Source organism: Nocardioides sp., assembly GCF_964229035.1.
Lineage (GTDB): Bacteria > Actinomycetota > Actinomycetes > Propionibacteriales > Nocardioidaceae > Nocardioides.
Genome location: NZ_CAXRAZ010000003.1, coordinates 46,522 through 70,361, shown reverse-complemented (window position 1 = coordinate 70,361; position 23,840 = coordinate 46,522). Strand labels below are relative to the sequence as shown.

At 67.9% G+C, this 23,840-nt stretch carries 15 protein-coding genes; 13 read left to right on the top strand and 2 right to left on the bottom strand.

Annotated features, from left to right (window positions below; translation table 11 throughout):
* From ACERUN_RS01500 to dcm, 6 genes are all read left to right on the top strand, one after another.
* Complete coding sequence (locus tag ACERUN_RS01500) at nucleotides 1–657, top strand: endonuclease/exonuclease/phosphatase family protein (protein ID WP_370287787.1); 657 nt, start codon at nucleotides 1–3, stop codon at nucleotides 655–657.
* A 531-nt stretch (nucleotides 658–1,188) separates the two neighbouring features.
* Entirely contained in the window at nucleotides 1,189–2,646 is a 1,458-nt protein-coding gene (locus tag ACERUN_RS01495; protein WP_370287786.1) for an ATP-binding protein, read from the top strand.
* A complete protein-coding gene (locus tag ACERUN_RS01490; protein WP_370287785.1) occupies nucleotides 2,643–5,426 on the top strand; it encodes a Z1 domain-containing protein in 2,784 nt (927 codons plus the stop codon). Before ACERUN_RS01495 ends, ACERUN_RS01490 begins: the two co-directional genes overlap by 4 nt.
* A complete protein-coding gene (locus ACERUN_RS01485; RefSeq protein WP_370287784.1) occupies nucleotides 5,419–6,375 on the top strand; it encodes a PD-(D/E)XK motif protein in 957 nt (318 codons plus the stop codon). The genes ACERUN_RS01490 and ACERUN_RS01485 overlap by 8 nt, the downstream gene beginning before the upstream one ends.
* Entirely contained in the window at nucleotides 6,372–8,450 is a 2,079-nt protein-coding gene (locus tag ACERUN_RS01480; protein WP_370287783.1) for an AIPR family protein, read from the top strand. The genes ACERUN_RS01485 and ACERUN_RS01480 overlap by 4 nt, the downstream gene beginning before the upstream one ends.
* A 79-nt stretch (nucleotides 8,451–8,529) precedes the next feature.
* Nucleotides 8,530–10,428, top strand: a complete 1,899-nt coding sequence (gene dcm, locus ACERUN_RS01475; RefSeq protein WP_370287782.1) for a DNA (cytosine-5-)-methyltransferase — start codon at nucleotides 8,530–8,532, stop codon at nucleotides 10,426–10,428.
* A gap of 83 nt (nucleotides 10,429–10,511) precedes the next feature.
* On the opposite strand, the gene ACERUN_RS01470 is transcribed toward dcm, so the two are convergent.
* On the bottom strand, nucleotides 10,512–11,801 hold the full coding sequence (locus ACERUN_RS01470) for an ATP-binding protein (RefSeq protein ID WP_370287781.1): 1,290 nt from the start codon (nucleotides 11,799–11,801) through the stop codon (nucleotides 10,512–10,514).
* A gap of 28 nt (nucleotides 11,802–11,829) precedes the next feature.
* Between ACERUN_RS01470 and ACERUN_RS01465 the strand changes: the two genes are divergently transcribed.
* From ACERUN_RS01465 to ACERUN_RS01455, 3 genes are all read left to right on the top strand, one after another.
* Nucleotides 11,830–12,312, top strand: coding sequence for a very short patch repair endonuclease (locus tag ACERUN_RS01465; protein WP_370287780.1), 483 nt, complete (start codon nucleotides 11,830–11,832; stop codon nucleotides 12,310–12,312).
* Between the two features lie 186 nt (nucleotides 12,313–12,498).
* Entirely contained in the window at nucleotides 12,499–15,408 is a 2,910-nt protein-coding gene (locus ACERUN_RS01460) for a PD-(D/E)XK nuclease family protein (RefSeq protein ID WP_370287779.1), read from the top strand.
* Nucleotides 15,405–18,695 carry a UvrD-helicase domain-containing protein gene (locus ACERUN_RS01455; RefSeq protein ID WP_370287778.1) on the top strand — a complete coding sequence of 1,097 codons (3,291 nt, stop codon included), beginning with the start codon at nucleotides 15,405–15,407 and terminating at the stop codon, nucleotides 18,693–18,695. Before ACERUN_RS01460 ends, ACERUN_RS01455 begins: the two co-directional genes overlap by 4 nt.
* Before the next feature lie 93 nt (nucleotides 18,696–18,788).
* On the opposite strand, the gene ACERUN_RS01450 is transcribed toward ACERUN_RS01455, so the two are convergent.
* A complete protein-coding gene (locus ACERUN_RS01450; RefSeq protein ID WP_370287777.1) occupies nucleotides 18,789–19,856 on the bottom strand; it encodes an endonuclease NucS domain-containing protein in 1,068 nt (355 codons plus the stop codon).
* 124 nt (nucleotides 19,857–19,980) lie between these two features.
* On the opposite strand from ACERUN_RS01450, the gene ACERUN_RS01445 reads away from it, so the two are divergent.
* The 4 genes from ACERUN_RS01445 (at nucleotide 19,981) to ACERUN_RS01430 (ending at nucleotide 23,815) form a co-directional block, all read left to right on the top strand.
* Entirely contained in the window at nucleotides 19,981–21,159 is a 1,179-nt protein-coding gene (locus tag ACERUN_RS01445) for a DUF222 domain-containing protein (RefSeq protein WP_370287776.1), read from the top strand.
* Nucleotides 21,160–21,297: 138 nt separating this feature from the next.
* Nucleotides 21,298–22,809 carry an ADP-ribosylglycohydrolase family protein gene (locus ACERUN_RS01440; protein WP_370287775.1) on the top strand — a complete coding sequence of 504 codons (1,512 nt, stop codon included), beginning with the start codon at nucleotides 21,298–21,300 and terminating at the stop codon, nucleotides 22,807–22,809.
* A gap of 30 nt (nucleotides 22,810–22,839) precedes the next feature.
* Complete coding sequence (locus ACERUN_RS01435; RefSeq protein ID WP_370287774.1) at nucleotides 22,840–23,322, top strand: GNAT family N-acetyltransferase; 483 nt, start codon at nucleotides 22,840–22,842, stop codon at nucleotides 23,320–23,322.
* 61 nt (nucleotides 23,323–23,383) lie between these two features.
* Nucleotides 23,384–23,815, top strand: coding sequence for a DUF1416 domain-containing protein (locus ACERUN_RS01430; protein ID WP_370287773.1), 432 nt, complete (start codon nucleotides 23,384–23,386; stop codon nucleotides 23,813–23,815).
* Nucleotides 23,816–23,840 lie beyond the last annotated feature (25 nt).

Here is a 23,840-nt window from a genome sequence, read left to right as displayed (position 1 = left end):
ATGCGCATCGCGACGTGGAACCTCGAGCAGCGCTGGTCCGACGCTCACGCCGAGGTGCTGCGCGGCCTCGACGCCGACCTGCTCCTGCTCACCGAGTGCCGCGACGACGTCGTCCTGGCCCAGTGGGCGCGGCACGCCACGGCCGCCTCGATGCCGTCGGGAGCCGCGTGGGCGGCGGTGCTCTCCCGCGCGCCGCTGACCCCGCTGCCCGACCCCCACCCCGCGTCGGCGGCCGCATTGGTGCACGGAGTCACCGTCTGCTGCTCGGTGCTGCCCTGGCCCCGCGCCGGTGAGCACTGGCCGTGGGGAGCCTCGGGGCATCAGGAGCGGATGGAGGAGACCCTCGCCGCGCTCGCCCCGACGCTGGCTGCCGAGGCCGGGGTGTGGGGCGGGGACTGGAACCAGCCGCTCACCGGCAGCCTCGCGGGCTTCACCCGCGCGGCCCGCGAGGCGCTGGAGACGGCCCTCGCCACCCACGGCCTCCAGGCCCCCACCGCCGCCCTCCCCGGCACGCATCCGGGGCAGGGCAGCATCGACCACGTCGCCGTCCCGATCGGGTGGGAGGTCTCGGGCGCGGGTCGGGTCGAGGTGCCCCGCGCGCTCTCGGACCACCACGCCTGCTGGATCGAGGTCGATCCCGCGCCCGCGCTTCCCTGAATCGGAGCCAGCCCGCACACTGGTGCGGCCCCGGCACTCGGCCGGACCGAATCCCATCTCGAGGCCGCCCGCACGTGTCCACCCCGCCGCTCCCCGCGCCCCCGCGCCGACGTCGGCGCACGCGACGATGTGACCCTGACTGAGCATGCCGCGGCTGGATCAGCCGGACCTTCTCCCGAGCAGTTCGCCATGGCCCCCAGCAAGCTTGGGTGACCTCTGTTTGGGCTCGGGCTATTTCGGTCCTCGATGAGGATCAACCAGCGATTCCCAACGTCTCGGAGGAGATCCGATGCGACCACCACGACCACCTGTCGCGGGTTGGTCGGGTGCGGTGCCCGGCACGCAGGCAAGTAGCTCTCGGTGAGCGTCTCAGCCGCGGAGACCGTGTACGGCGGGCCGTCCGGTGGATCCGAGGATCGCGCTTCGCGAGCAACTGCATGAATTCGATCGGAGGGTCCTGTAAAGATGCCCTACACGTCGTTGCTACAACGGGAGAGCGGATCAGGACATGTGCTCGAGGATCGAGACTAGATGAGACAGATCGTCATCACGCCGGATCCCGGGCTGCTTGAATCAATGAGATCGATCGGCTACACGGTGGAGTCCGCCGTAGCTGATGTCATTGACAACTCGATCGCTGCGGCGGCGAAGAACGTCGACGTTCTCTTCAGTGGAGCTGGGCCCTTCGAGATCGCGATCGTTGACGACGGGACAGGGATGAACCGCAACGGAACGGTCGAATCCATGCGGCTCGCAGCGACAAGTCCGACGGCGGAACGGAAGAAGGACGACCTCGGTCGCTTCGGGCTCGGACTCAAGACTGCGTCGCTGTCGCAGTGCCGGACGTTGACGGTCGCAAGTCGCAGAGACGGCGTCACGACGATCCTCAGATGGAGCCTCGATCACGTGCTGGAGTCAGGGGACTGGTCGGTTCTTGAGTTGGATCATGTCGAGGCTTCTGGTCTGCTCGGTTGGGAAGTGTTTGCCGCGTTGGAGTCCGGGACCCTGGTTCACTGGGGGGACTTGGATCTACTAGCGATGACGGCAGGTCCGCAGCAGTCCGATCTCGACCGCATCGCTACGCAGGTGCGCGATCACATCGCACTCGTCTTCCATCTCTTCATAGCCGGTGATGGTGTCCGCCGAGTCGATTTCGCGGTGAACGGTGGTGCCGTGCAGGGAATCGATCCATTCTTCTCAACCTCGAAGAAGACTCAGCAGACCGACTGGGAGCCGATCAATGTGGACGGTGAACAGGTGCGCCTTAAGGCGTTCACCCTCCCCTATCTGAATAGGCTGACCGCCAAGGATCGCGAGATCGCGTTGAAGTTGGGCGGTCTCAGGGAGACCCAGGGTTTCTACGTCTATCGCGGTGGCCGTCTAGTCATCTGGGGAACTTGGTTCCGTGTCGCTCCGCGCAGCGAGATGGCCAAATTGACGAGGGTTCGGGTAGATATTCCGAACTCGCTCGACCACCTGTGGGCGCTCGACGTCAAGAAGTCCACAGCCTCGCCGCCGCCGCAGGTCCGGCAGCGACTCAGCGAGCTGGCTCGGACGATGATGATGCCCAGCCAGAAGGTGCAGGAGTTCCGCGGTCGGAAGGTCTCCCAAGCGGTCAATGTTGACCTGATGTGGGGCCTACGAGTCAATGGGGACGAGTTCAGGTATGAACTTAACCTCGATCACCCGACGCTTAACGCCTTCGCCCAGTCGCTGACCACTGAACAGAGAAGGCAGTTCGAGCTGGTGCTCGAGGATATCCAGAGCACCTTCCCAGTCATCGATGCCCACAACAGAATGAGCGGTGACAAGATTCCCGAGATAGATGACTCAGAGGTCGAGCTGATCGATCGCGCACGTGAGAGTTGGCAGCTGATGAAGGGCGTCGGGATCGACCGAGAGACCTTCATAACGAACCTATCGCGGGCTGAGCCCTATTACCTGATCAGTGGATTCGACAAGAAGATCCGAGAGGCCCTAGACGCATGAGTGATGAGACCCGCTCGGTCGCGACTGTTCCCCAAGAGCTGTCACCCGCGGTCAACCTCCTGGTGCAAGCCATCATCAACCTGCACGGTAGCCCAGCGCCCTTGGATGCGGCCGAGCGGACTATCGCCCAGATGCGTCCGTCCTTGGACATCATGTTCCCTGCGCTCTCGGACGACGGCCTCTACGCGGTCATTGCGGGAGAAGCTCTCAAGTCGATCGCGGTCGAGATCGACCCCCCTGTGATCCTTGCCCCGGACTATGAACCGTGGTTCGTCGACGCGGTGTCAGCCGGCGAGATCAAGCTTGAGCGCTGGTACTCGTACAAGCAGTTCCTCACCAGCGATAAGGGCTTCGCTCCGCAGGTACTCGATGCACTCGACCAAGCCAGCACCGAGGTCATTGACCTACTCGGTGATCCCAACCAGACAGGTTCGTGGAAGCGGCGAGGGCTGGTCATCGGCGACGTCCAGTCGGGCAAGACTGCCACCTATATTGGCATCGTCAACAAGGCAGCGGATGCTGGCTACAAGTTGGTCGTCCTGCTCACTGGTGGGACCGAGTCCCTTCGACAGCAGACGCAGTACCGAGTCGACGAGGGCTTCCTCGGCAAGGACTCCTCAGTCGTGAACCACGACAAGGTTATCGGAGTCGGCCACCACCCGACGAGATCGAAGTTCCTCCGCGGCCAAGGGATGACGACCCATGCCAAAGATTTCGTCACGGCAAGCTTCACGGGCCAAGCAGTGAACATCGACCCTAACGCCGACCACCCCTACGTCTTCGTGATCAAGAAGAACACGAAGCCGCTGGAGAACATCATTGCATGGCTGACGGGTCAACTAAGCGGTGAGAAGCTCGACCTTCCGATGCTCGTCGTCGATGACGAATCCGACTACGCCTCTGTCAACACGAACTACAAGGCAGATGGAGACAAGAACCCGACGGCGATCAATGCGCGGATCCGCCAACTACTGGAGTTGACGACCCGCTCGTCCTACATGGCGTTCACGGCCACGCCGTTTGCCAACGTATTCATCGACCACGAGACCGAGGACGAAACGTTCAAGGACGATCTCTTTCCCCATCACTACATCTTCGCGCTCTCGAGCCCTTCCAATTACTTCGGAGCGAAGAGGTACTTTGGTTCGTCGGAGGAGCAAGAGACTGCACATCTTGTCGAGATCAATGACGGACACGAGTGCTTCCCGCCGCGGCACAAATCGCATCTCGCTGTCCCCGAGCTGCCGGAAAGCCTTGAGGATGCCATCCGTGCCTTCGTCGTCGCGTCAGCGATTCGCGTGCACAGGGGCGACAAGCGACCTCGCTCGATGCTGGTCAACGTCTCGCGCTTCAAGAACGTACAGGGCCAAGTGTTCGACCTGGTCGCTTCGGAGTTCTCGAGGATGAAGAACGCAATCGAGATCCACGCGCAGCCCCCAACGGTCGGCCCCGACACCCACCACATCCTGGTCGGGCTCAGAGGCGCGTTCGAGACTCACTTCCAGGGCTGTGGCGCTTCGTGGGCTGAGATCCGCGACAAACTGCTCGGTGCTGTCATCGATACCACCGTCGAACTGATCAACTCGAGTCGGGACAAGAAGAGCGATGACAAGCCGAGGAACATGATCGCGGTCGGTGGTGATGTCCTTTCCCGCGGTCTCACCGTCGAGGGACTCACCGTGAGCTACTTCTTCCGGATGGTCGGCGCGGCAGACACCCTGCTCCAAATGGCCCGATGGTTCGGGTACCGGTCGGATTACGAGGACCTCGTACGTGTCTGGATCAGTCCAGAGGTCGCTGACCAGTTCCGCTTCGTCTCGGATGTTTCTGAAGAGTTGAGAGCTCAGATCCGCGAGATGCGTGATCTCGGTCAGACGCCGAAGGACTTCGGCCTCATGGTCAGGAAGCATCCTGAGAGTTTGGCGATCACTGCCAAGAAGGGAGTCGCGGAGTCGAGGTCGATGGTTATCTCCCTATCCGGCAGGCGTATCGAAACCACAAGGATACCGGCCAAGCCTTCGGTTCTGCGTAGCAACCAGGATGCAGTCCGTGACTTCCTCATGGCGGTCGATGGGGACAGCGGTAAGGACGGTTGGGATAGACATCCTTCCTCTGCCTTCCGAGGCAAGGCTGGCGTCTCTCGGCATCGGATCGCGGACCTACTCGAGCGCTTCCGCTATGACCGCGGAAACCTGATCCTCGCGAATGCTCTCCACCAGTTGATTCGCGAGAACACGTCGCCCGCCTTCCAGGACTGGACGGTCGGTGTGGTCGGCGGTGACGGAGACGCCCTCGAGTTGGCCCCCGGTTTCACGGTGCCGTCGACGCCGAAACGATCTGTCCGCTGCGCTACGGACGGTCAGAGCGTGACCTTCAGGGTCTCAGGCACCAGTGCTCGATTGGCTGGAAGCACTGATTTGTGGAAGAGCTACAACACGGCTGGAGAGCCAGTAATGGAGTCGCACTCCCATGTGTATGAGAATCTCCCCAGCCCGACGCTGCTGATCTATCCCCTGATCCCCATCCTGAAGGTCAAGGCCACGGCCACGAATGGGATCACGGAAAGACAAGCCGACGAGGCGACCGCCCTAGCGACAGAGGCTTGGGGTGCGGCCACGGAAGCAGGCGTCACCGCTCTCATGGCATTGAAGATCGCTATCCGCGGTAAGCCGGGAGGCGCGTCGGGTGATGTGAAGTTCTTCCTCAACGGACCAGCCATCAGGGAGTTCCAAGCCGACTACCAAGTCGACTCAGTGGATGAGGAGGATCTCGATGACTGAGGTGTCGTTGGCGGCGATCTGGCGTGAGCACCTGCTATCCCCAGATTCTGGACTCCATTTGGCGGATCCTTCACATCCCTTACAGATCTTCGTCGGGAAGACGGACCAAGCAGCACCTCGGATGGTCATCAGGTCAGTCGCTCGACCGGCGAGGCCCGCGCTGTCCGAGATCGTGCTAGTGGAGAGATACCAGGATGGTTCAGGAAAATGGAACCTGCGCTTCACGCTGCAGAATCGCGCCTTCAATGAGGTTTTCCTGCGCCTCGCCGACCACGTTCATGCGAGCTCAGCGAAGGCGCCCAGTGAGGAGGCGGCCCTCGATCGAGTTTTGGTGGTGCTCGACGAGTGGAGGCGCCTGATTCGGCCTCGGCCTGCTGGGCTCCTGTCGATGGAGGCACTTCGAGGCTTGGTGGGCGAGCTCTGGTTGGTGCTTGAGCACTTCACGGCCTCCAAGAGCATGGACGCTGTTGTTCATGGCTGGCTCGGGCCTCTCGGACTACCCCAGGACTTCTGGTTCGAGGGCGAAGGACACTACGAGGCGAAGGCTGTCGGTCCAGCGATGGATCGTGTGAAGATCAGTTCCGAATCGCAGCTCGATGTCGACGATCTCGAGCTAATCGTGCTCCTCGTCGCGAATACCTCGGAGACTACGGTCGGCGCCTTCAATCTTCCGATTCTAGTCGCGCGTGTGAGGGAAAGGCTGCTCACTGAAGGCGTGGTCAGTGACGCGTTGGATGAGCGGCTGACGCGGCTGGGGGTTCAGCTTAACGACCACTTCTACTCGGACACTTGGTTCGTACTCGAAGGGATGGAGCGATACAAGGTGACGGACGGCTTCCCGCGCATCGTCGGATCGGACTTGACTGCGGGAATCGGGCGGGTCAGGTACGAGATCAGCATTCCTGACCTCGAACCATTCCGAATCGCGCACCTTGGGGATATGTCATGACTTCTGATCTGGAGGCGTTCCGAGAGGATCTGCTCAACAGAGCCGTCGCGCGAGCATCGGTTGACGGGATATTCACAGCAGACGCCTTCATGGCGGAGGCAGCCGAACTGCTCATCGCAGCTGAGGAGGTCGGCAATCTCGACCTCCTCTCGTTCGTCGGCACGGGTCGTCTTCGGCAGGCGTTGTCGGTACACGGCTCTGACTTCGACGAGCAGGACACGTCGGTGACTCTCGTGGTGCTCCGATACGTGGGAGGACCGGCAGCCTCGACCATCAGCTACAGCGAAGCCGCGACGAGTCTGAGGTCTTTGCAGAACTACCTTGAGGAAGCACTCAGTGGTGACTTCCTCGTGGATCGGGAACCGGCATCGCCTGAGTACCAGCTCGCGCAGACGCTGAGGGAGAGATGGGGGCGGCGAGGCGAGTTCGCCATCAGCCGATTTCGGCTGTTCCTCATCACCGACGCGGTTCTGAGCTCGCGCGCGAAGTCGATGGAGTCTTCGACCATCGGCGGCGCGACGGCGGAGTTTCACATCTGGGACATGCAAAGATTTCTGCAGGTTCACCAGTCGTCCCAAGGGCGCGAATCCCTTGAACTCGATCTCAAGACCTGGGGTGTCGATCGTCTCCCAGCGTTGCGGATCGAGGACAAGGTAGGTGAGATCACCACCTACCTCGCCGCGGTCCCCGGTTCTCTTCTAGCATCGCTCTACCGCCACCACGGGAGCCGGCTGCTCGAGGGCAATGTCCGGTCGTTCCTCACCATCCGAGGCAAGATCAACCGCGGGATCCGTGAGACGGTGATGAAGGATCCCGGGCTTTTCTTGGCGTACAACAACGGCATCAGTGCGACGGCTACCGCTGTTGAGTACGTCGATGGGGCGATCACCTCGATCACCGATCTCCAGATTGTTAACGGCGGCCAGACCACGGCCTCACTCTTCTATGCGACTCAAGCGAGCCGTGCGGTCTCGCTCGATGATGTCTTCGTCCAGATGAAGCTGGTCATCGTCGCCCCCGAAGCCGCGCTCGAGATGGTGCCGCTCATTAGTCGCTATGCCAACAGCCAGAATGCGGTGCGCGAGGACGATTTCTTCTCGAACAGTCCTTTCCATGTGAGGATGGAGGAGATCTCGAAACGCCTTTTGGCGCCTGCGAAGGCAGGAATCAACTATCAGACAAAGTGGTATTACGAGCGCACGCGCGGGCAGTACCTCAACGAGAAGAACCGTCGTTCGCTCGGTGATCAGCGTAAGTTCGAGGCGGAGTTCCCCAAGCCGCAGGTGATCACCAAGACGGACGCGGCCAAGTACGTGGTCTCCTGGGAGCGCGCGCCACATCAGGTGAGCGCTGGCGCTCAGAAGAATTTCAAAGCCTTCGCATCGATCGTGGCTGAGCACTTCGGGAAGCAGCCGGAGGCGTACAATGAGAACTACTACCGCCGACTGGTCGCCAAGGCCATCCTCTTCAACTCGGTGCGAACTGCGATCTCGAAGGCCGATTGGTACGAGGCGGGGTACCTCGCCAATCTCACGTCCTATGCGCTGGCCAAGCTTTCGCTCGAGATCTCGAGGGATCCGCGTGCGAAGTCCTTCGATCTCATGAGGATTTGGGAAGGCCAAGCCGTGAGCGATGCGGTGTTGGCAGAGGCAGTCGACATCGCGCGACTCGCGCTCGACGTGCTCACCAGTGAGGATCGGCTTGTTGTCAACGTTACCGAGTGGGCGAAACGGGAGGCCGCTTGGAAGCGGCTAGCAGCAGTCGAACACCGACTCAGCGACGCCTTCATCCGTGACTCGTTACCGGTCAGAAAGAACGCCTCGGGGGAGAGGGCCTTGACAGTCAGTGATCGATTCGATCCTGCGATCTCCGAGCGTCGGCACGTTCAGGATGTCGGCGAGGCGGGTTGGAGGGCGGTCCAGTCGTTCCTCAGCTCGGCGAACCTGTTGACATCTGTGGACAGGCAGATCCTGCGGCACGTCGTTCCAACGTCGCCGCGGATGCTCGAGCTGGACGTTGCCCGTGAGTTGCTGCGGCTGTACGTCAAGGCCCTGAATCACGGGTTCGATGACTGAGGTACGCGACCGAGCGACCGGTGGGGTGACACCCGAGCGGCGTCGGGAATCGTCGGATGCAGGACGTATGCTGACGGCGATGTCGAAACCCGAGCGACTTGATCGTGGACAGCCTCTCCGCCTTCCGAAGCATGCTGATCACTGCGAGGCTTCCGACGAGGTCGTCGCCCTCGCTCGGCGTTACCGACGAGAGGAGCCGGGGAAGCTTCTCGTCGCGGATCTGTTCTCGGGTGCTGGTGGAATGAGCCTCGGCCTGGAACAGGCCGGCATGAAGGTGGTCTTCGGCGCCGACTTCGACCAGGACGCGCTCAGGACTCACGCGCACCACTTCGCAGGGATGTCGGTGGACTGGGACCTCGGCGATCCCGATCGGGTCGAGGAGGTCGGTCGGATCCTTCGTGCCATCAACATTGACGTCCTTGCAGGCGGACCTCCCTGCCAGCCTTTCTCGAAGGCCGGCCGCTCGGGAATGCGGTTCCTCGTGCAGCACGGACTGCGCGAACCCCATGACAAACGACGTGACCTCTGGCAGTCGTATCTTGAGATCGTACGAACCGCCAAGCCACGGGCCGTGGTTATGGAGAACGTCCCAGACATGGCTCTAGACCGCGAGATGTTCATCCTGAGATCGATTGTCCGGCGGCTCGAGGACTGGGGCTACTCCGTCCAAGAGCGGGTGATCGACACGTACCGCTACGGCGTGCCGCAGTTCCGTCAGCGCCTCATCCTTGTCGCCCTTCAAGGTGGTTTGGAGTTCGAGTGGCCCGCCGAGTCCGACAAGAAAGTCACGCTTGGCAATGCGATCCGTGACCTCCCCTCGGTCGGGCCGAAGGAGGGTTGGCTGTCCGACGAACACCGTCAGGCATGGCGTCCGTACGCCGGACCGCGCACAGCATTCCAGCGGGATATGCGGGCTGGGGTTCCCGAGCCGCATGCGGGCCGGATCTACGACCACGTGACCCGTCGCGTCCGTGACGATGACGAGGTGGCTTTCGAGCACCTCGACACGAAGACCAAGTACTCCGAGTTGCCCGAGGAGCTCAAGCGATACCGAGATGACATCTTCGACGACAAGTACAAACGACTCGACGCCGACGATCTCTCTCGGACCATTACCGCTCACATCGCTAAGGATGGCTATTGGTACATCCATCCGGAGCAGAACCGCACCATCACGATCCGAGAGGCCGCCCGCATTCAGACGTTCCCGGACCACTTCCGGTTCGCGGGACCCCCGACCGCTGCCTTCAAGCAGATCGGCAACGCCGTCCCGCCATATCTCGCGCGAGCGATCGGTGGGGCCGTCGCTAACGTCCTCACATCGGGCGCCTCCAACCTCGCCGTCAACACATCCGAGACTCGGCAGGCGCTCGCGCGGTGGGGTCGGAGCTCTGAGTTGGTCGCGCCTTGGCTCAGGTCCGGATCGCGCTGGCTCGTTGTTCTGGGCGATTCGCTACTCGGCGACGAGTCGCCCACCACGGTCAGCGCCCTCTGGCCGACCATCAGTTCATGGGATACCCCCGGTGCCTGCATCGACGATGCCGATCGCGTCGCAGAGGTTGCGTCGTGGCTGGGCAAGGATGAGGTGGCGCGGACGCTACTCGATCTTGCGATGACGGTCGGTCACGAGGGTGGCTCCCTGGATGATGATCATCTGGAACAGATGGTCGTTCGTCGTCTGCTCCGGCGATCCGCATTGGAGTTGGCGATGATCGTGGACCCTGAGGGTGAGGAGCCTGTGATCGCGAATACGGCGGCCCTACGGGTCGCGGGTCGCTTTTTCCAAGGCACCGAGCGTTGGCTGAAAAACCGAAACTCTGACGGCAGGATCGCTGTCGCTCGTCTGATCGGCTTCGACGAGGAGAGTAGGCAGGCCCAGGTCGCCTTGATCGAACTCGGTGCTCGGGTCTGCACACCGAAGGCGCCGGGGTGTGGACAGTGTCCGCTGATCAGCTGGTGCCGATACGCGCGACGCTGACCGACGAGGACGTGGGCCACGGGTGAGGGGCCTCGAGTGCCATCGTGTCGCGGATTCTTGGTCGGCAAGGACACTTTGCAGGCTCAGAGATTCAGCAACCTCGCGAGGTCGGGGTTGTGTTCACGGAGCCGCTCCATCGCGGCACGAAATTCGGGGAGTGAGTTGCCTTCGAGCATCGCAGCCTTGATCGCGATGCTCACGTCTCGCAGCGCGGTCTCGGAAACCCTTGACGCCTTGGTGGCCGATGGGCTGCGGCCTCCCGAGTTCGCCGACCGGCGGTAGGCGTCGTCCGCAAGGACACACAACTCCTGCACGGGCCGCTCGAGCATCTTGCGGACGGCTGGAGGGAGATCGACGCTCATCTTGGCTACGTTGATCTGGAACGCCTCATCCAGATCGGTGTCGAAGTCGATCGCAGCCCGAGCGAGCTTCATGTGCTCGTCGATGCCGCGCAGGCCGGACCAGCCTCCGTGCTGGACCAACCTGTTCGCGCGGTAGACGTAGAGACCCTGCTGACGGTTCCACTTCAGCGGACCCGACAGTCGCTCGAACTCCTCGATCGACGAGAAGCGGTCACGAGCGGGAAGGACGACGCCGCGGAATCGGACCTCTGACGTTCCTTCCATGGTGTCGACCTCGAACACCTGCTCTGGGAGCACCTTGCGCTCCACCTCGCCCGGAGCGAACGGATCCCAGGGGCGTAGCTTCTCCTCGTCCACGCAGATGATGACTTCGGTTCGTCCCGGAACATCACCTGCAATGAATCGATGGAAAACCATTGCAAGATGCTCAGCGGTCTTGGAGGCCAGCGACCTCAGGCGACGCCGGCCCCACCCGTTTTCGGCGTAACGCTCGGGCAGGACTCGGTCGAGGTCCTCCCAGACGACGACGGTTCCCGGTGATTCCCTGAGGATCGCCTTCGCTCGGTCGATAGCCGGGGACGTCTCGTTGGCGGTGATGTCCCATCTGTCTGTCTTGGCGATCCTGTTGAGGTCGAGTGTCATCACGCGGATGACGCGCTGCTTCATCGAGGTACGTGTGACGACCGTCAAGCGCCTGCACTGCGAGAACGACCCCGTCTTCAGTCCGAGGCCGAATCGACCCAGCTCATTGGTCGCGTACGTCCGTCGAGTGCCGAACCGGAGGGCCTCGATGAGCTCGCTCTCAGACATGCCGGCGCCGTCATCGCTGATCAGAACATAAGAACCGTTCGGTTCGAAGTGAGTGAAGACGTTGATCCGGGAGGCGCCAGCGGCGATCGAGTTGTCCACAAGGTCCGCGACCGCGGTGGGAAAGTCATACCCGATATCGCGCAGTGACCCTGTCAGCCGTGCGGCCGACGGCGCGACCTCATGCGTCGTGGTTCCAGTCATCTGGTTTCCATCCTCCTAGAGTGCAAGCATGCCAGGCGAGGTAGCCCCCGGTCGGGGATGGCCAGCGCGTGTCGAAGGTGAAGTATGGCCCGATGGACCCACTGTGCCGGTGTCCACGGCGACTCGACGAACGATGCAGGCCAATCGTCGTCGCGACACAGCGCCCGAGTTGATCGTCAGATCGATGCTGCATCGCGCTGGGATGCGCTTCCGCGTCGATCACCCGTTGCCCTTCGATCGCCGCAGACGGGCTGACATCGTCTTCACTCGGGTTGGCCTCCATGTGTTCATCGACGGATGTTTCTGGCACGGGTGTCCGGAGCACTTCGTGCCGCCCAAGACGAGGGCGTCCTTCTGGGCCGAAAAGATCGCCACGAATCGAGCAAGGGATGCGGACACTGACTCTCGGCTGACACATGCGGGTTTGTTGCCTCTGCGTTTCTGGGAGCACGTTCCGCCAAGCGACGTCGTCCAAGTGACGATCGGCGTCTATCGAAGCCTGGGGAACTAGTCGACTGGGCACACGCACTTCGCGGCCGTTGGATGACAGTTCGAGCACGAGGGTCGTGCGGCTCCCGGCCGGCCCGTCGGTAACTTGTGCGATCGGCCAAGACGTGTTCAAGGTGCAGTGGTGTCGCGAGTCGGCAGTGTCCGTTGCGCTTCCACCCTTGTCGGACCCCTCCTCTACGGTGACGCCGTGACGTCACCGCCGACCCACCTCGCCCGCCTCGCGCAGCTCGTGACCGCCCTGAAGGACGGCGACCTTCTGGCGCCGGTGACGGTGCTGGCGCCGTCGTCGATCGCGGCGATCACGGCGCGGCGCTTCCTGGCGGGTGGGGGAGTTGCGGCGGTGGAGGTGACCACCGTGAGCCGGTTGGCGGAGCAGATCGGGGCGGTGGGGTTGGCGCCGCGGCGGCCGGCCACGCGGGCGGTGGTGGCGGCGGCGTGGCGGGCGGCGCTGGCGGCACAGGCGGGGGCGTTCGAGCCGGTGGCGGGGCACCCGGCCACGGTCGCGGCGCTCGCGCGGGCCCACGTGCAGCTGCGCGACCTCGACGACGCCGACCTCGACGTGCTCGCGGGCGCCCCCGCGCCGGCGTCGGACCTGGTGCGGCTGCACCGCGCCGTCGTGCGGGGGCTGTGGGACGACGGGTGGTACGACACCGTCGACCTGCTGCGCGCCGCCGCGCAGCGCACCGACCGCCTCGAGGGGCCGGTGGTGCACTACCTGCCCGGCCGCCTCACCAACACCGAGCGCGCCTTCCTCGACACCCTCCCTGGACTGCACGTGGTGGAGGCCGAGGCGGGGCGGGAGGTCGCCGACCGCGTCATCCACGCCTCCGACTCCGACGACGAGGTGCGCTGCGTCGTCCGCGAGGTCGTCGACCGGCTCGCGGAGGGTGAGCAGGTGGCGGTGCTCTACAGCCACCGCACGCCCTACGCCCGCCTGCTCGCCGAGCAGTTCGTCGCCGCCGGCGTGACCATCAACGGCCCCGGCTCGCGCCCCGTGGCCGAGCGCAGCACCGTGCGCGCCTTCCTCGAGCTGCTCGCCCTGGCCGAGAGCGACCTGCCCCGCGCCGACCTGTTCACCGCCCTCGGCACCGTCGGCGCCACCGACGCCGCCGGCGAGCCCATCCCCGTCGCCCGCTGGGAGCGGATCTCGCGGGCCGCCGGGGTGGTGTCGGGCGAGCACTGGGACACCCGCCTCGCCTTCCACGCCGACCACCTCGACCCCGAGAAGCGCGCCCGCGAGATCGCCGACACCCGCGCCCTGCGGGCCTTCGCCACCGACCTGCGCGCCCAGTTCGCCCGCCGCTTCGAGACCTGGCGCGAGCTCGCCGCCTGGGCCGAGGACCTGTTCACCGGCGTCATCGCCGACGACGCCCGCCAGCGCCGCCTCGCCCCCGAGGAGCAGCAGGCGGTGCGCAGCCTGATGCTCGCGCTCGTCGGCGTCGGCGTGCTCGACACCGCCACCGGCCACACCACCGCCCCCACGGTCCCGGCCCTGCTCGGCATCCTCACCGTCGACCTGGAGTCCACGCTGCCGCGCGTGGGCCGCTTCGGCGACGGCGTGTACGTCGGCCCGATCGCCGGCGCCGCCGGCCTCACCCTGGACGCCACCTACCTCGTGGGCTTGAGCGAGGACCTGTTCCCCGGCACGCCCCACGACAACGCCGTGCTGCCCGAGCGGCTGCGTCGCCTCGTGCACCCCCGCCTGCCCCGCCTCGCCGACGACGTCGCCCAGCAGCGCCGCGACCTGCTCGCCGCCCTCGCCACCGCCCCCACCGTGGTGGCCAGCTTCGCCCGCGGCGACCTGCGCCAGACCCGCGAACGCCTCCCCAGCCGCTGGCTGCTGCCCACCCTGCGCCACCTCGCCGGCGACCCCGCGCTGCCCGCCACCGAGTGGAGCAGCGCGGAGTACCCGTCGCAGGTGCACCCCGCCGCGTCCTTCGCCACCGAGCTCGAGGCCACCGCCCGCCTCGCCACCGCCCAGGAGTGGCGGGTGCGCGCCGCCCGCGCGCAGACCCTGCGCGACGACGTCGTCGCCACCGCCCGGCAGGTGATCGCCGCCCGGGAGAGCGAGGAGTTCACCCGCTTCGACGGCAACCTCGCCGGCACCCCCGGCCTCCCCGACCCGCGGGTGGACCAGGTCGTGCTGTCGCCGACCTCGCTGGAGACCTACGCCGGCTGCCCGTTCGCCTACTTCGTGGACAAGGTGCTCGGCGTGCGCCCGGTGGAGAACCCCGAGGACATCGTGACGATCCCCGCCCACGAGCTCGGCACCTTCATCCACGAGTGCCTCGAGGCGCTCGTGGTGCGGTTCGCCGACGACCTCCCCGGCCCCGGCGAGCCCTGGACCGCCGCCCACCGCGAGGCCCTGCTCGCCGACGCCGTCGCGCGGGCGGATGACTACGTCGCACGTGGTGTGACCGGCCACGACCGGCTCTGGGCCGTCGAGCGCGCCGGCATCCTCGCCACCCTCATGACCATGCTCGACGCCGACGACGCCTGGCGCGCGCGCACCGGAGCGGCCGTGCACGCGGCCGAGCTCCGGTTCGGGTTCGACGACCCCGGGTGTGACGAGGCTGTCGAGGTCGAGGTGCCCGGCGGCCGCGTGCTGCTGCGCGGCAGCGCCGACAAGATCGACGTCGCCGACGGCCGCATCTACGTCTCCGACCTCAAGACCGGGCGCCGCGATGCGTTCAAGGGCCTCAAGGCCGGCGACCCCGCGCCGCACGGCCGCAAGCTGCAGCTGCCCGCCTACGCCCTCGCCGCCCGCCGCGCCCTCGCGGCGCAGGGCCACGACCTGCCCGTCACCGCCGGCTACTGGTTCGTGCACCGCGATCAGGGGCGCATCGACCTCGACATCGACGACGTCGCCCTGGCCCGCTACTCCGGCGTGCTGGGCGTGCTCACCGCCGCCATCGCCGCCGGCCACTTCCCGGCCGCCCCGCCCACGAGCGACGACTACGCCTACGTGCAGTGCCCCGCCTGCAACCCCGACGGCCTCGGCTACGGCGCCGTGCGCCGCGCCTGGTCGGCCAAGCAGGCCCGACCCGAGCTCGCCCCGCTCGTGGCGCTGATGCACGACAACGAGGTGATCGCATGAGCACCGCACCCGCCGACCTGGTGCACCGGACGCGTATCCGGGAGGTCACCGACGAGACCCTGTTCGTGAGCGCCGGTGCGGGCTCGGGCAAGACCAGCGCGCTGGTCGATCGCGTGGCGCGGCTGGTGCTGGTGGACGGCATCGCGGTGGAGTCCATCGCCGCGGTCACCTTCACCGTCAAGGCCGCCGCCGAGCTGCGCGACCGGCTGCGCGCCCGCTTCGAGAAGCACCTCGCCGACCCCGACGAGCAGCTGCGCGCCCGCGCCGAGCAGGCCCTGGAGCAGCTCGACCTCGCCGCCATCGGCACCCTGCACGGCTTCGCCCAGCGCATCCTCACCGCCCACCCCGTCGAGGCCGCCCTCCCGCCGTCGGTGGAGGTGCTCGACGAGGTGGCCTCCTCCATCGCCTTCGAGCGGCGGTGGGCGCGGCTGCAGCGTGACCTGCTCGACGACGACGCCGTCGCCGAGCCGCTCATCCTCGGTATGGCCGCCGGGCTCAAGCTCGTGCACCTGCGCCAGCTGGTGCGGCTGCTCGGCCAGGACTGGGACCAGATCGACGGCCGCATCCCGGTGCGGGATCCGAAGGCGCCGCCGCCCCCGCCGCTGGCGATGCCCGACCTCGGCGTCGTGTACACCGCGCTGATCCAGGTCAGCGAGGTGCTCACCCGCTGCAGCGATACCGCCGACAAGCTGCACGGCCACATCGCCGGCGTGGTGCCGCAGCTGGAGGCCGTGCGCGACGCCCCCGACCCGCACGCACTGGTGCGTGCCGTCTCCGCGCTGCGCTTCACCCCCGGCAACGCCGGCGCGGCCAAGGCGTGGGGCTGCCCCGCCAAGCAGGTGCGCGACGAGGTCAAGGAGGTGCTGGAGCGGGTGGCGGCCGTGCGCGGCGACGTCGTCGCCCAGTGCCTGCAGCGCCTCACCGAGTGGTGCGCCGGCCAGGTGCTCGCCGAGGCCGAGGAGCGACGCCGGGAGGGCCGGCTGGAGTTCCACGACCTGCTGGTGATGGCGCGCGACCTGCTGACGAAGCAGCCCGAGGTGCGCGCCACCCTGCACGAGACCTACCAGCGGCTGCTGCTGGACGAGTTCCAGGACACCGACCCCATCCAGATCGAGCTCGCGGTGCGCATCGCCGGCGGCCGCGACGCCGACCAGCCCGACTGGCGCGACGTCGTCGTGCCGCCGGGGCGGCTGTTCGTGGTGGGCGATGCCAAGCAGTCGATCTACCGGTTCCGGCGCGCCAGCATCGCGACCTTCCTCAGCGCGCAGGCCGCGATCGGGACCTCGGTGCCGCTGAGCGTGAACTTCCGCTCCGCCCCCGGCGTCGTCGACTGGGTGAACGAGGTCTTCGGGCGCCTCATCGCGCACGTGCCCGACGCCCAGCCCGCCTACGAACCGCTCGTGGCGCACCGGCCCGAGCCGGTGGGACAGACCGGGCCCGCGGTCACCGTGATCGGCGCCGAGCCGGTGGACGCCGAGAACGCGACCGCGATGCGCGTCGTCGAGGCCGGCGAGGTGGCGGCCGCCATCGCGCGCCTGATCCGCGAGGAGTGGACCACGTTCGATGAGGACCTGAAGGAGTGGCGGCCGGTGCGGCTGGCCGACATCGCGATCCTGCTGCCGTCACGCGCCTCCATCCGCATGCTCGAGGACGCCCTCGACGCCGCCGGCGTGCCGTTCCGCGCCGAGTCGATGTCGATGGTCTTCGAGGCCGCCGAGGTGCGCGACCTGCTCGCCATCGCCCGCGCGATCGCCGACCCCAGCGACGAGATGGCGCTGCTCAGCGCCCTGCGCTCCCCGGCCTTCGGGTGCGGCGACGACGACCTGTGGCGCTGGGTGCGCGCCGGCGGCCGGATCCGGCTGCGGTCCCGGCTGCCCGAGGAGGCGCCGGCCGACGTGGTGCAGGGACCGGTCGGCGTCGCCCTGGAGGAGCTGCAGGCCCTCGAGCGCGCCGCCCGCTGGTTGACGCCGAGCGAGGTGCTGGGCCGGATCCTGGAGCAGCGCCGGTTCCTCGAGACCGCCGCCGACGGCCCGCGCTCGCGCGACGTGTGGCGCCGGCTGCGGTTCGTCGTCGACCAGGCCCGCGCCTGGACCGAGGTGTCCCACGGCGGGCTGCGCTCCTACCTCGACTGGGTGGCCCACCAGGCCCGCGAGCAGACGCGTGTGTCGGAGGCGATCCTGCCCGAGCGCGACGTCGACGCCGTGCGCGTGATGACGATCCACGCCGCCAAGGGCCTGGAGTTCCCCGTCGTGGTGATGTCGGGCATGTCCACGCTGCCGCGCACCCAGTCCGGCGTCCGGCTGCTGTGGAGGGCCGACGGGTACGCCGTCAGCCTCAGCAAGGACCTGCACGACCCGGCCTTCGAGGAGGCCGCCGCGCTCGATGAGCAGATGGACTCCTACGAGCGGCTGCGGCTGCTCTACGTCGGCGCCACCCGCGCCCGCGACCACCTCGTCGTCTCCTTGCACCGCCCCGGTCGGTCGCTGGGGGAGGACCCGGGCAAGTGGACCCCGGCCGAGCTGCTCGCCGAGGCCGGTGCCGCCGAGGTCGAGGGCTGCCTCGCCCTCACCGGCACCCCCGAGGACCGGCTGACGGTGCCCCTGCCCGACGCGCCTGCCGCGCCGCCGGACCTCGCCGAGTGGCGGGCATGGCACGACCGGGCCCGCGCGGCCAGCCAGGTGCGCGCCGCCCTCACCGCCTCCGGGCTGGAGGGCACCGAGCCCGAGGTGCCGCTGGTGGTGGAGGCGGACCCGGCCGGGGAGGCGGGCCTCGCGAAGGGGGCGCGCGACCTCGACCTCCCGCCGTGGAGCAAGGGCCGCTACGGCTCGGCCGTCGGGCGCGCCGTGCATGCGGTGCTGCAGACCGTCGACCTCGCCACCGGCGCCGGCCTCGAGGCCGCCGTCGCCGCCCAGGTCGTGGCCGAGGCGATCCCGGCGTTCGAGACCGTCGTGGCCGACGCCGTCCGCTCGGCGCTGGACAGCGACCTCGTGCGCGCCGCCGCCACCCGTCGTCACTGGCGCGAGATGTACGTCGGGGCACCGAAGGCCGACGGCGTGCTGCTCGAGGGGATCATCGACCTGGTCTATGAGGAGTCGCCCGGCGGAGCGCTGGTGATCGTCGACTACAAGACCGACGTCGTCACCGCCGACACCCTCGCCGCCAAGGTCGCCTTCTACACCCCGCAGTTGCACGCCTACCGCGACGCCCTCGCCGCCGTCACCGGCCGCCCGGTCGCCACCCACCTGCTGTTCCTCCACCCCGAGGGGAGTCACGCGGCGCAGGTGTGAGGCGGACGAGGCTGACAGTTGACGTGATGCAGCCTTTCGAGTCGATGGTTTGCAGCAGGGCCGACCTTCGCTGAAGGCGGGTTGCTGTCGGCGTCAGTGGGATTCCGTGGAGTCCGCCAACGCCGTCACGGCCGCGAGCAGGACGTCGCGCGTGGGTGCGTCGAAGAGCACGTCGAGACCCACCGAGGGACGCCTGCGGAACTCGGCTGCCACCACCGCGTCGGCGTCGATCCCTAGTGCGGGCGTGCCGGCGACGGCGTCGAGGAACTGCTGTTGCGCCTGCGGGCCGGCGTTGACCATGTAGCGGAAGTGCACTTCGGCGACGCCGTGGCTTCCGCGCCCCAGTTCCACACGGAGCGGATAGGCAGGGCGCGTGTCGGTCGCGACCTCGAGGACGAGTGACGGGGTCCGGCTGCGAGTCCAGAACAGGGTGCTGCCGGGCACGGTCTCGAGGGCGTCGAGGAGCTCGGCCAGTGCGGCTCGCTCGTCAGGACGGTGCTCGGCGATCCAGGCGTCCGCGCTCTCGCGCGTCCAGTCCTGCTGGCCGCGTGCCGCCTGCGCCCGCGTCTCCTTGGCCAGCGCCGCGGTACGCCCGTGCAGCCGGGGGAGCAGGATCTCCACGTCGCCCTGCCGCCAGTAGCGGAACTCCATCGCCATGACCGTGAGCGAGTCCTGGGTGTGTTGGTTGAGGTAGTCGACGATGCGCGTGAGGGTCTCGTTGAGGTGGTCGACAGCGATCACCAAGCGGAAGCGCCCGGTCGCGAGGGCGTCGGCGAGGTTGGCCAGGCCCTCCTCGTCGAGATGCTCGGCGAGGCTCGCGCCACCGCGACGGGCCCACTCGGCCTGGAAGGCGTCCAACGGCATCTCCCACAACCGTGCGGAGTAGTCGAGCGCCTGGCCCACGACCTTGCGACGGACCTCGGGGTTCGCGCCGCGCTTCACCTCGACCACGGTCACGGCTCCGGCCTCATCGATCAGCACGACGTCGATCGGTCCCGCGCTGGTGTGGAACTCGCGCACCGCGATCGGTTCGCCGTCGTGTGGGATCAGCCGGGGCTGGTCCGCGATGATCTTCTGCAGATCGCTCTCCATCGCCGGTGATGTCTGGTCGGCCGGCCGCCACTGACCCTCGGCGCGGAACAGCAACTCGATGTCGTCCACCGCGCCATCATGGCGAGGCCCTCGGCGAACGGCCGGGCGCCCCACGTGGCGGACACCGATCTCCACAGGCCTGCTCGCTGCGGTCGAAACTGTCGGTGGTCCCGTGTTGAGTGACCATATGCAGATGGGTGCGGGTGGGGTGCGGGAGTGGGCACGGGTTGCCGACGACGCGCTGGCCCATGCCCTGGCTGCGCCGGTCTGGTCGGCGGGGGTCGAGGACACGCGGGAGGCGTTGCTGGAGCTCGCGCGGGTGGAGGCTCATGCGGCGGCGCTGAAGGCGCGGCTGCTGGTACATGCCGAGGAGATCGGCGCGCATCAGGAGTCGGGGGCGGAGTCGGTGGCGGTGTGGCACGCTCGCGCGACCGGGACGACGGTGGCGCAGGGTCGGGCGGCCGTGCGGGAGGCGGTGGCGCTCGAGGCGTGTCCCGACGTCGCCTCGGCGTTGGCTGGCGCGGAGATCAACTCTGCGCAGGCGAAGGTCATCGTCGACGCGGTCACTGAGGTGCCCGAGGGGGACAAGGACCGCGCGACCGAGTTCCTGCTGGAGAAGGCACAGACGCATCACGCGAACGACCTGCGGGTGCTGGGACGGCGCGTGTGGGAGGTCCTCGACCCGATCGCCGCGGATGCGCGCGAGTCCGCCGCTCTTGAACGTCAGGAGGCGCGGGCCGCGCAGCGGGTCCGGTTCTCGATGGTGGAGCACGACGACGGCACGATGGAGGGCTGGTTCCGGGTCCCGGTGATGCACGGCGCGATGCTGCGCAAGATGTTGACCGCGATCGGCGCCCCGAAGGCGAAGCGGGCGGCGGAGGGGGCCGGGTCCTACGACCCGACTTTGCGCACCCCCACACGGTGGGGGCAGGCGTTCTGCGACCTGCTCGAACGCATCCAGGACACCGACCTCCCCGACCTGGCCGGCTGCGGCGCCACCGTGGTCGTGACGATGACCATCGAGAACCTCCAGGGTCGGCTCGAGCAGGCCGGGCTCCTCGACACCGGCGAGAAGATCAGCGCCACCGCCGCCCGCAGGCTCGCCGCCAAGGCCAGGATCATCCCCGCCGTCCTCGACGGCGCCGGCATGGTGCTCGACTGGGGACGCACCCGCAGGTTCCACACCAGGGCGCAGCGGATGGCGATCGCGACGATGCACCCCACCTGCGTCCACCCCGGCTGCGACGTGTCCGCCACCCACTGCGAGATCGACCACGACCCACCCTGGGAATCCGGCGGCGGCACCGACCTCACCGGCAAGCCACGATGTCCGAGACACCATCGGGAGCGACATCGACCGTCGCGCGAGTAGCACTACTCGTGCCATGAGTTTCTTTGTCGACAATCGAACTGTCGGACCTCCCCGGCAGGGTGGTGCTTGATCCGGCCACCGCCGGATGACCTCACGCACCCCTCGCCACCGTGGCGGGTGCAGGACAGGAGCTGCTCCTTGCGTCAGACCACCTCGCTCGACCTGACCCCCGCCCAGCTCGACCGCGCCGTCGGCGCGGTGCTCGCCTCCGCCGTCGGGGACGCTCTCGGGGCTGGCTACGAGTTCGGCTCCGCGCCCTACCCCGGGCGGCCGGCGATGATCGGCGGTGGCCTGGGCGGGTTCGCGCCGGGGGAGTGGACCGACGACACCGCCCAGGCGGTCGCGATCGCGCGGGTGGCGGCCACCGGTGCCGACCTGCGAAGCTCCGAGGCTCTCGATGCGATCGCGGCCGGGTTCGCCGACTGGTACGCCCCGGGGCCACCCGACGTCGGCATCCAGACCAGCCAGGTGCTGCGGCTCGCCGGCCGGACCCCCACCGCCGTGCAGATGGCGCACGCGGCCCGCGAGGTGCACGAGCGGAGCGGCCGCTCGGCCGGCAACGTCTCGCTGATGCGCACCGCCGCCGTCGCGCTGCCCCACCTCGACGACCCCGCCGCCGTGGTGGCCGCAGCCCGGGCCATCAGCGCCCTCACCCACCACGACCCGCTCGCGGGCGACGGCGCCGCGCTGTGGAGCCTGATGATCCGCCACGCGATCCTGCACGGGGAGTTCCCCACCGCCGATGACGTCGTCGGCCACCTCGGCGACACCGCCGCGCACTGGCGCGGCCTGCTCGCCGAGGCCGAGACCCGACCGCCAAGCGACTTCGGCTCCAACGCCTGGGTGGTCGGCGCCCTGCAGGCGGCGTGGTCGGCGATCGTCCACACCCCCGTCCCCGACGGCCCGCTGGCCTGCGTGCACCTGCAGGACGCCCTCGCCACCGCCATCGGGATCGGCCACGACACCGACACCGTCGCCGCCATCGCCGGAGCCCTGCTCGGCGCCCGCTGGGGCGCCAGCGCCGTGCCGCAGGAGTGGCAGGGCGTGCTGCACGGCTGGGGCGTCGAGGGCGGGCCGGGTGCCGGCGCCGCCGGCCTCGTCGCCGCCGCCACCCTCGCCGTGCGCGGCGGCGAGCCCGACGCCGCGGGCTGGCCCACCGGCGACCACGTCGACTACCGCCGCTACGACCTCGCCGGCACCTGCGTGCCCCTGCCCGGTGTGACCGGGGTGTGGATCGGCGACGCCGCCGCGCTCGACCGGCTGCCCTCCCCGACCACGCCGGACATCACGGCCGTGGTGAGCATGTGCCGCGTCGGCCGCCGCCAGCTGCCCGACGGCGTCGTGCACCACGCCGTGCGCCTGCTCGACACCACCCCGGCCGAGAACCCGAACGCCGCCTTCGTGATCGACGACGCCGCCCGCACCGTCCTGCGCCTGCGCGGCGCCGGCCACCGTGTGTTCCTCCACTGCGTGGCCGGCCAGAGCCGCACCCCGACCGTCGCGGCCCGCGTCGCGATGCTCGCCGGGGTACCCCGGGAGACGGCGGTGCGCGACGTCGTCGAGGCCCTCCCCGACGCTTACCCGCAGCGCTGGCTGCTCGACGTGCTGACCGTCCTCGACGCCGCTACCGATCGGCCGGGCCCTGGTTGAGCCTCGTGAGGTCGGGGAAGGCGGACGCCCATGAGCGTGACCCTGCGCCCCGCCACCCTCGGCGACGTGCCGGCCGTCCGGCGGATCGCGGCGGAGACCTGGCCGATCACGTACGCCTTCGTGGGCGAGGAGTTCGTGGCGCACGGGCTGGCGACCTGGTGGTCCGAGGACGCCGTCGCGACCAGCATCTCCGCGATCACCACCCTGGTGGCGGAGGACGACGGTGAGGACGGCCGCGAGGTCGTGGGGATGGGGAACCTCGACCTGCGGCGCGATCCACCGGTGATCTGGAAGCTCTACGTGCGTCCCCGCGCGCAGGGCACCGGGGTGGGGCGGCTGCTGCTGGAGGAGCTGCTCGCCCGGGCCGAGGGGCGCCCGGTGGCGCTCGAGCACATCGACGGCAACGACCGGGCGGCGGCGTTCTACCGGCGTCACGGCTTCGTCGAGGAGCGGCGCGAGCCCGACCCGCCGTGGCCGGACCGGGTCTGGCTGATCCGCCACCCCGGGGCCTGACGGCGAGCCGCGTCGGTCGCGGACCTTCCCGATTGCGACAAGGTCGGGGATCATGGCGCCCATGTCGCACGCTTCCCGCCGTCTGGGCGCCGCCGCCGCGCTGCTCGTCGCCCTCCCCCTGATCACGTCGGTCGGTGCCCCCGCCGTCTCCCAGGCCGCCCCGGCTCCCGGCGCGAGTGCCGCTGCGAAGGCGGTCACGACCGTGGTGAGCGGCAAGGTCGTGCGCTTCAACAACGGCCGCCCGGTGCAGGGGGTGACCGTGCGGATCTTCGACGCCAGCGAGACCGACTTCCTCGGCTCGGTCACCACCAACGCCCAGGGCAACTACAAGGCGACCTTCCGCGGCGACTACGAGGAGTTCGGCATCAAGATCATCGGCCCGCGCGGCTTCCAGACCGGCTGGCTGGGCTGCGACCGCACCCTCAAGCCCACCTTCGGCGACGCCTGCACGTTCGGTGTCAACGTGCCGACGGCCCGGATCAAGGCCAGCTGAGCGCTCTCTCCCCGACCCGGACCCG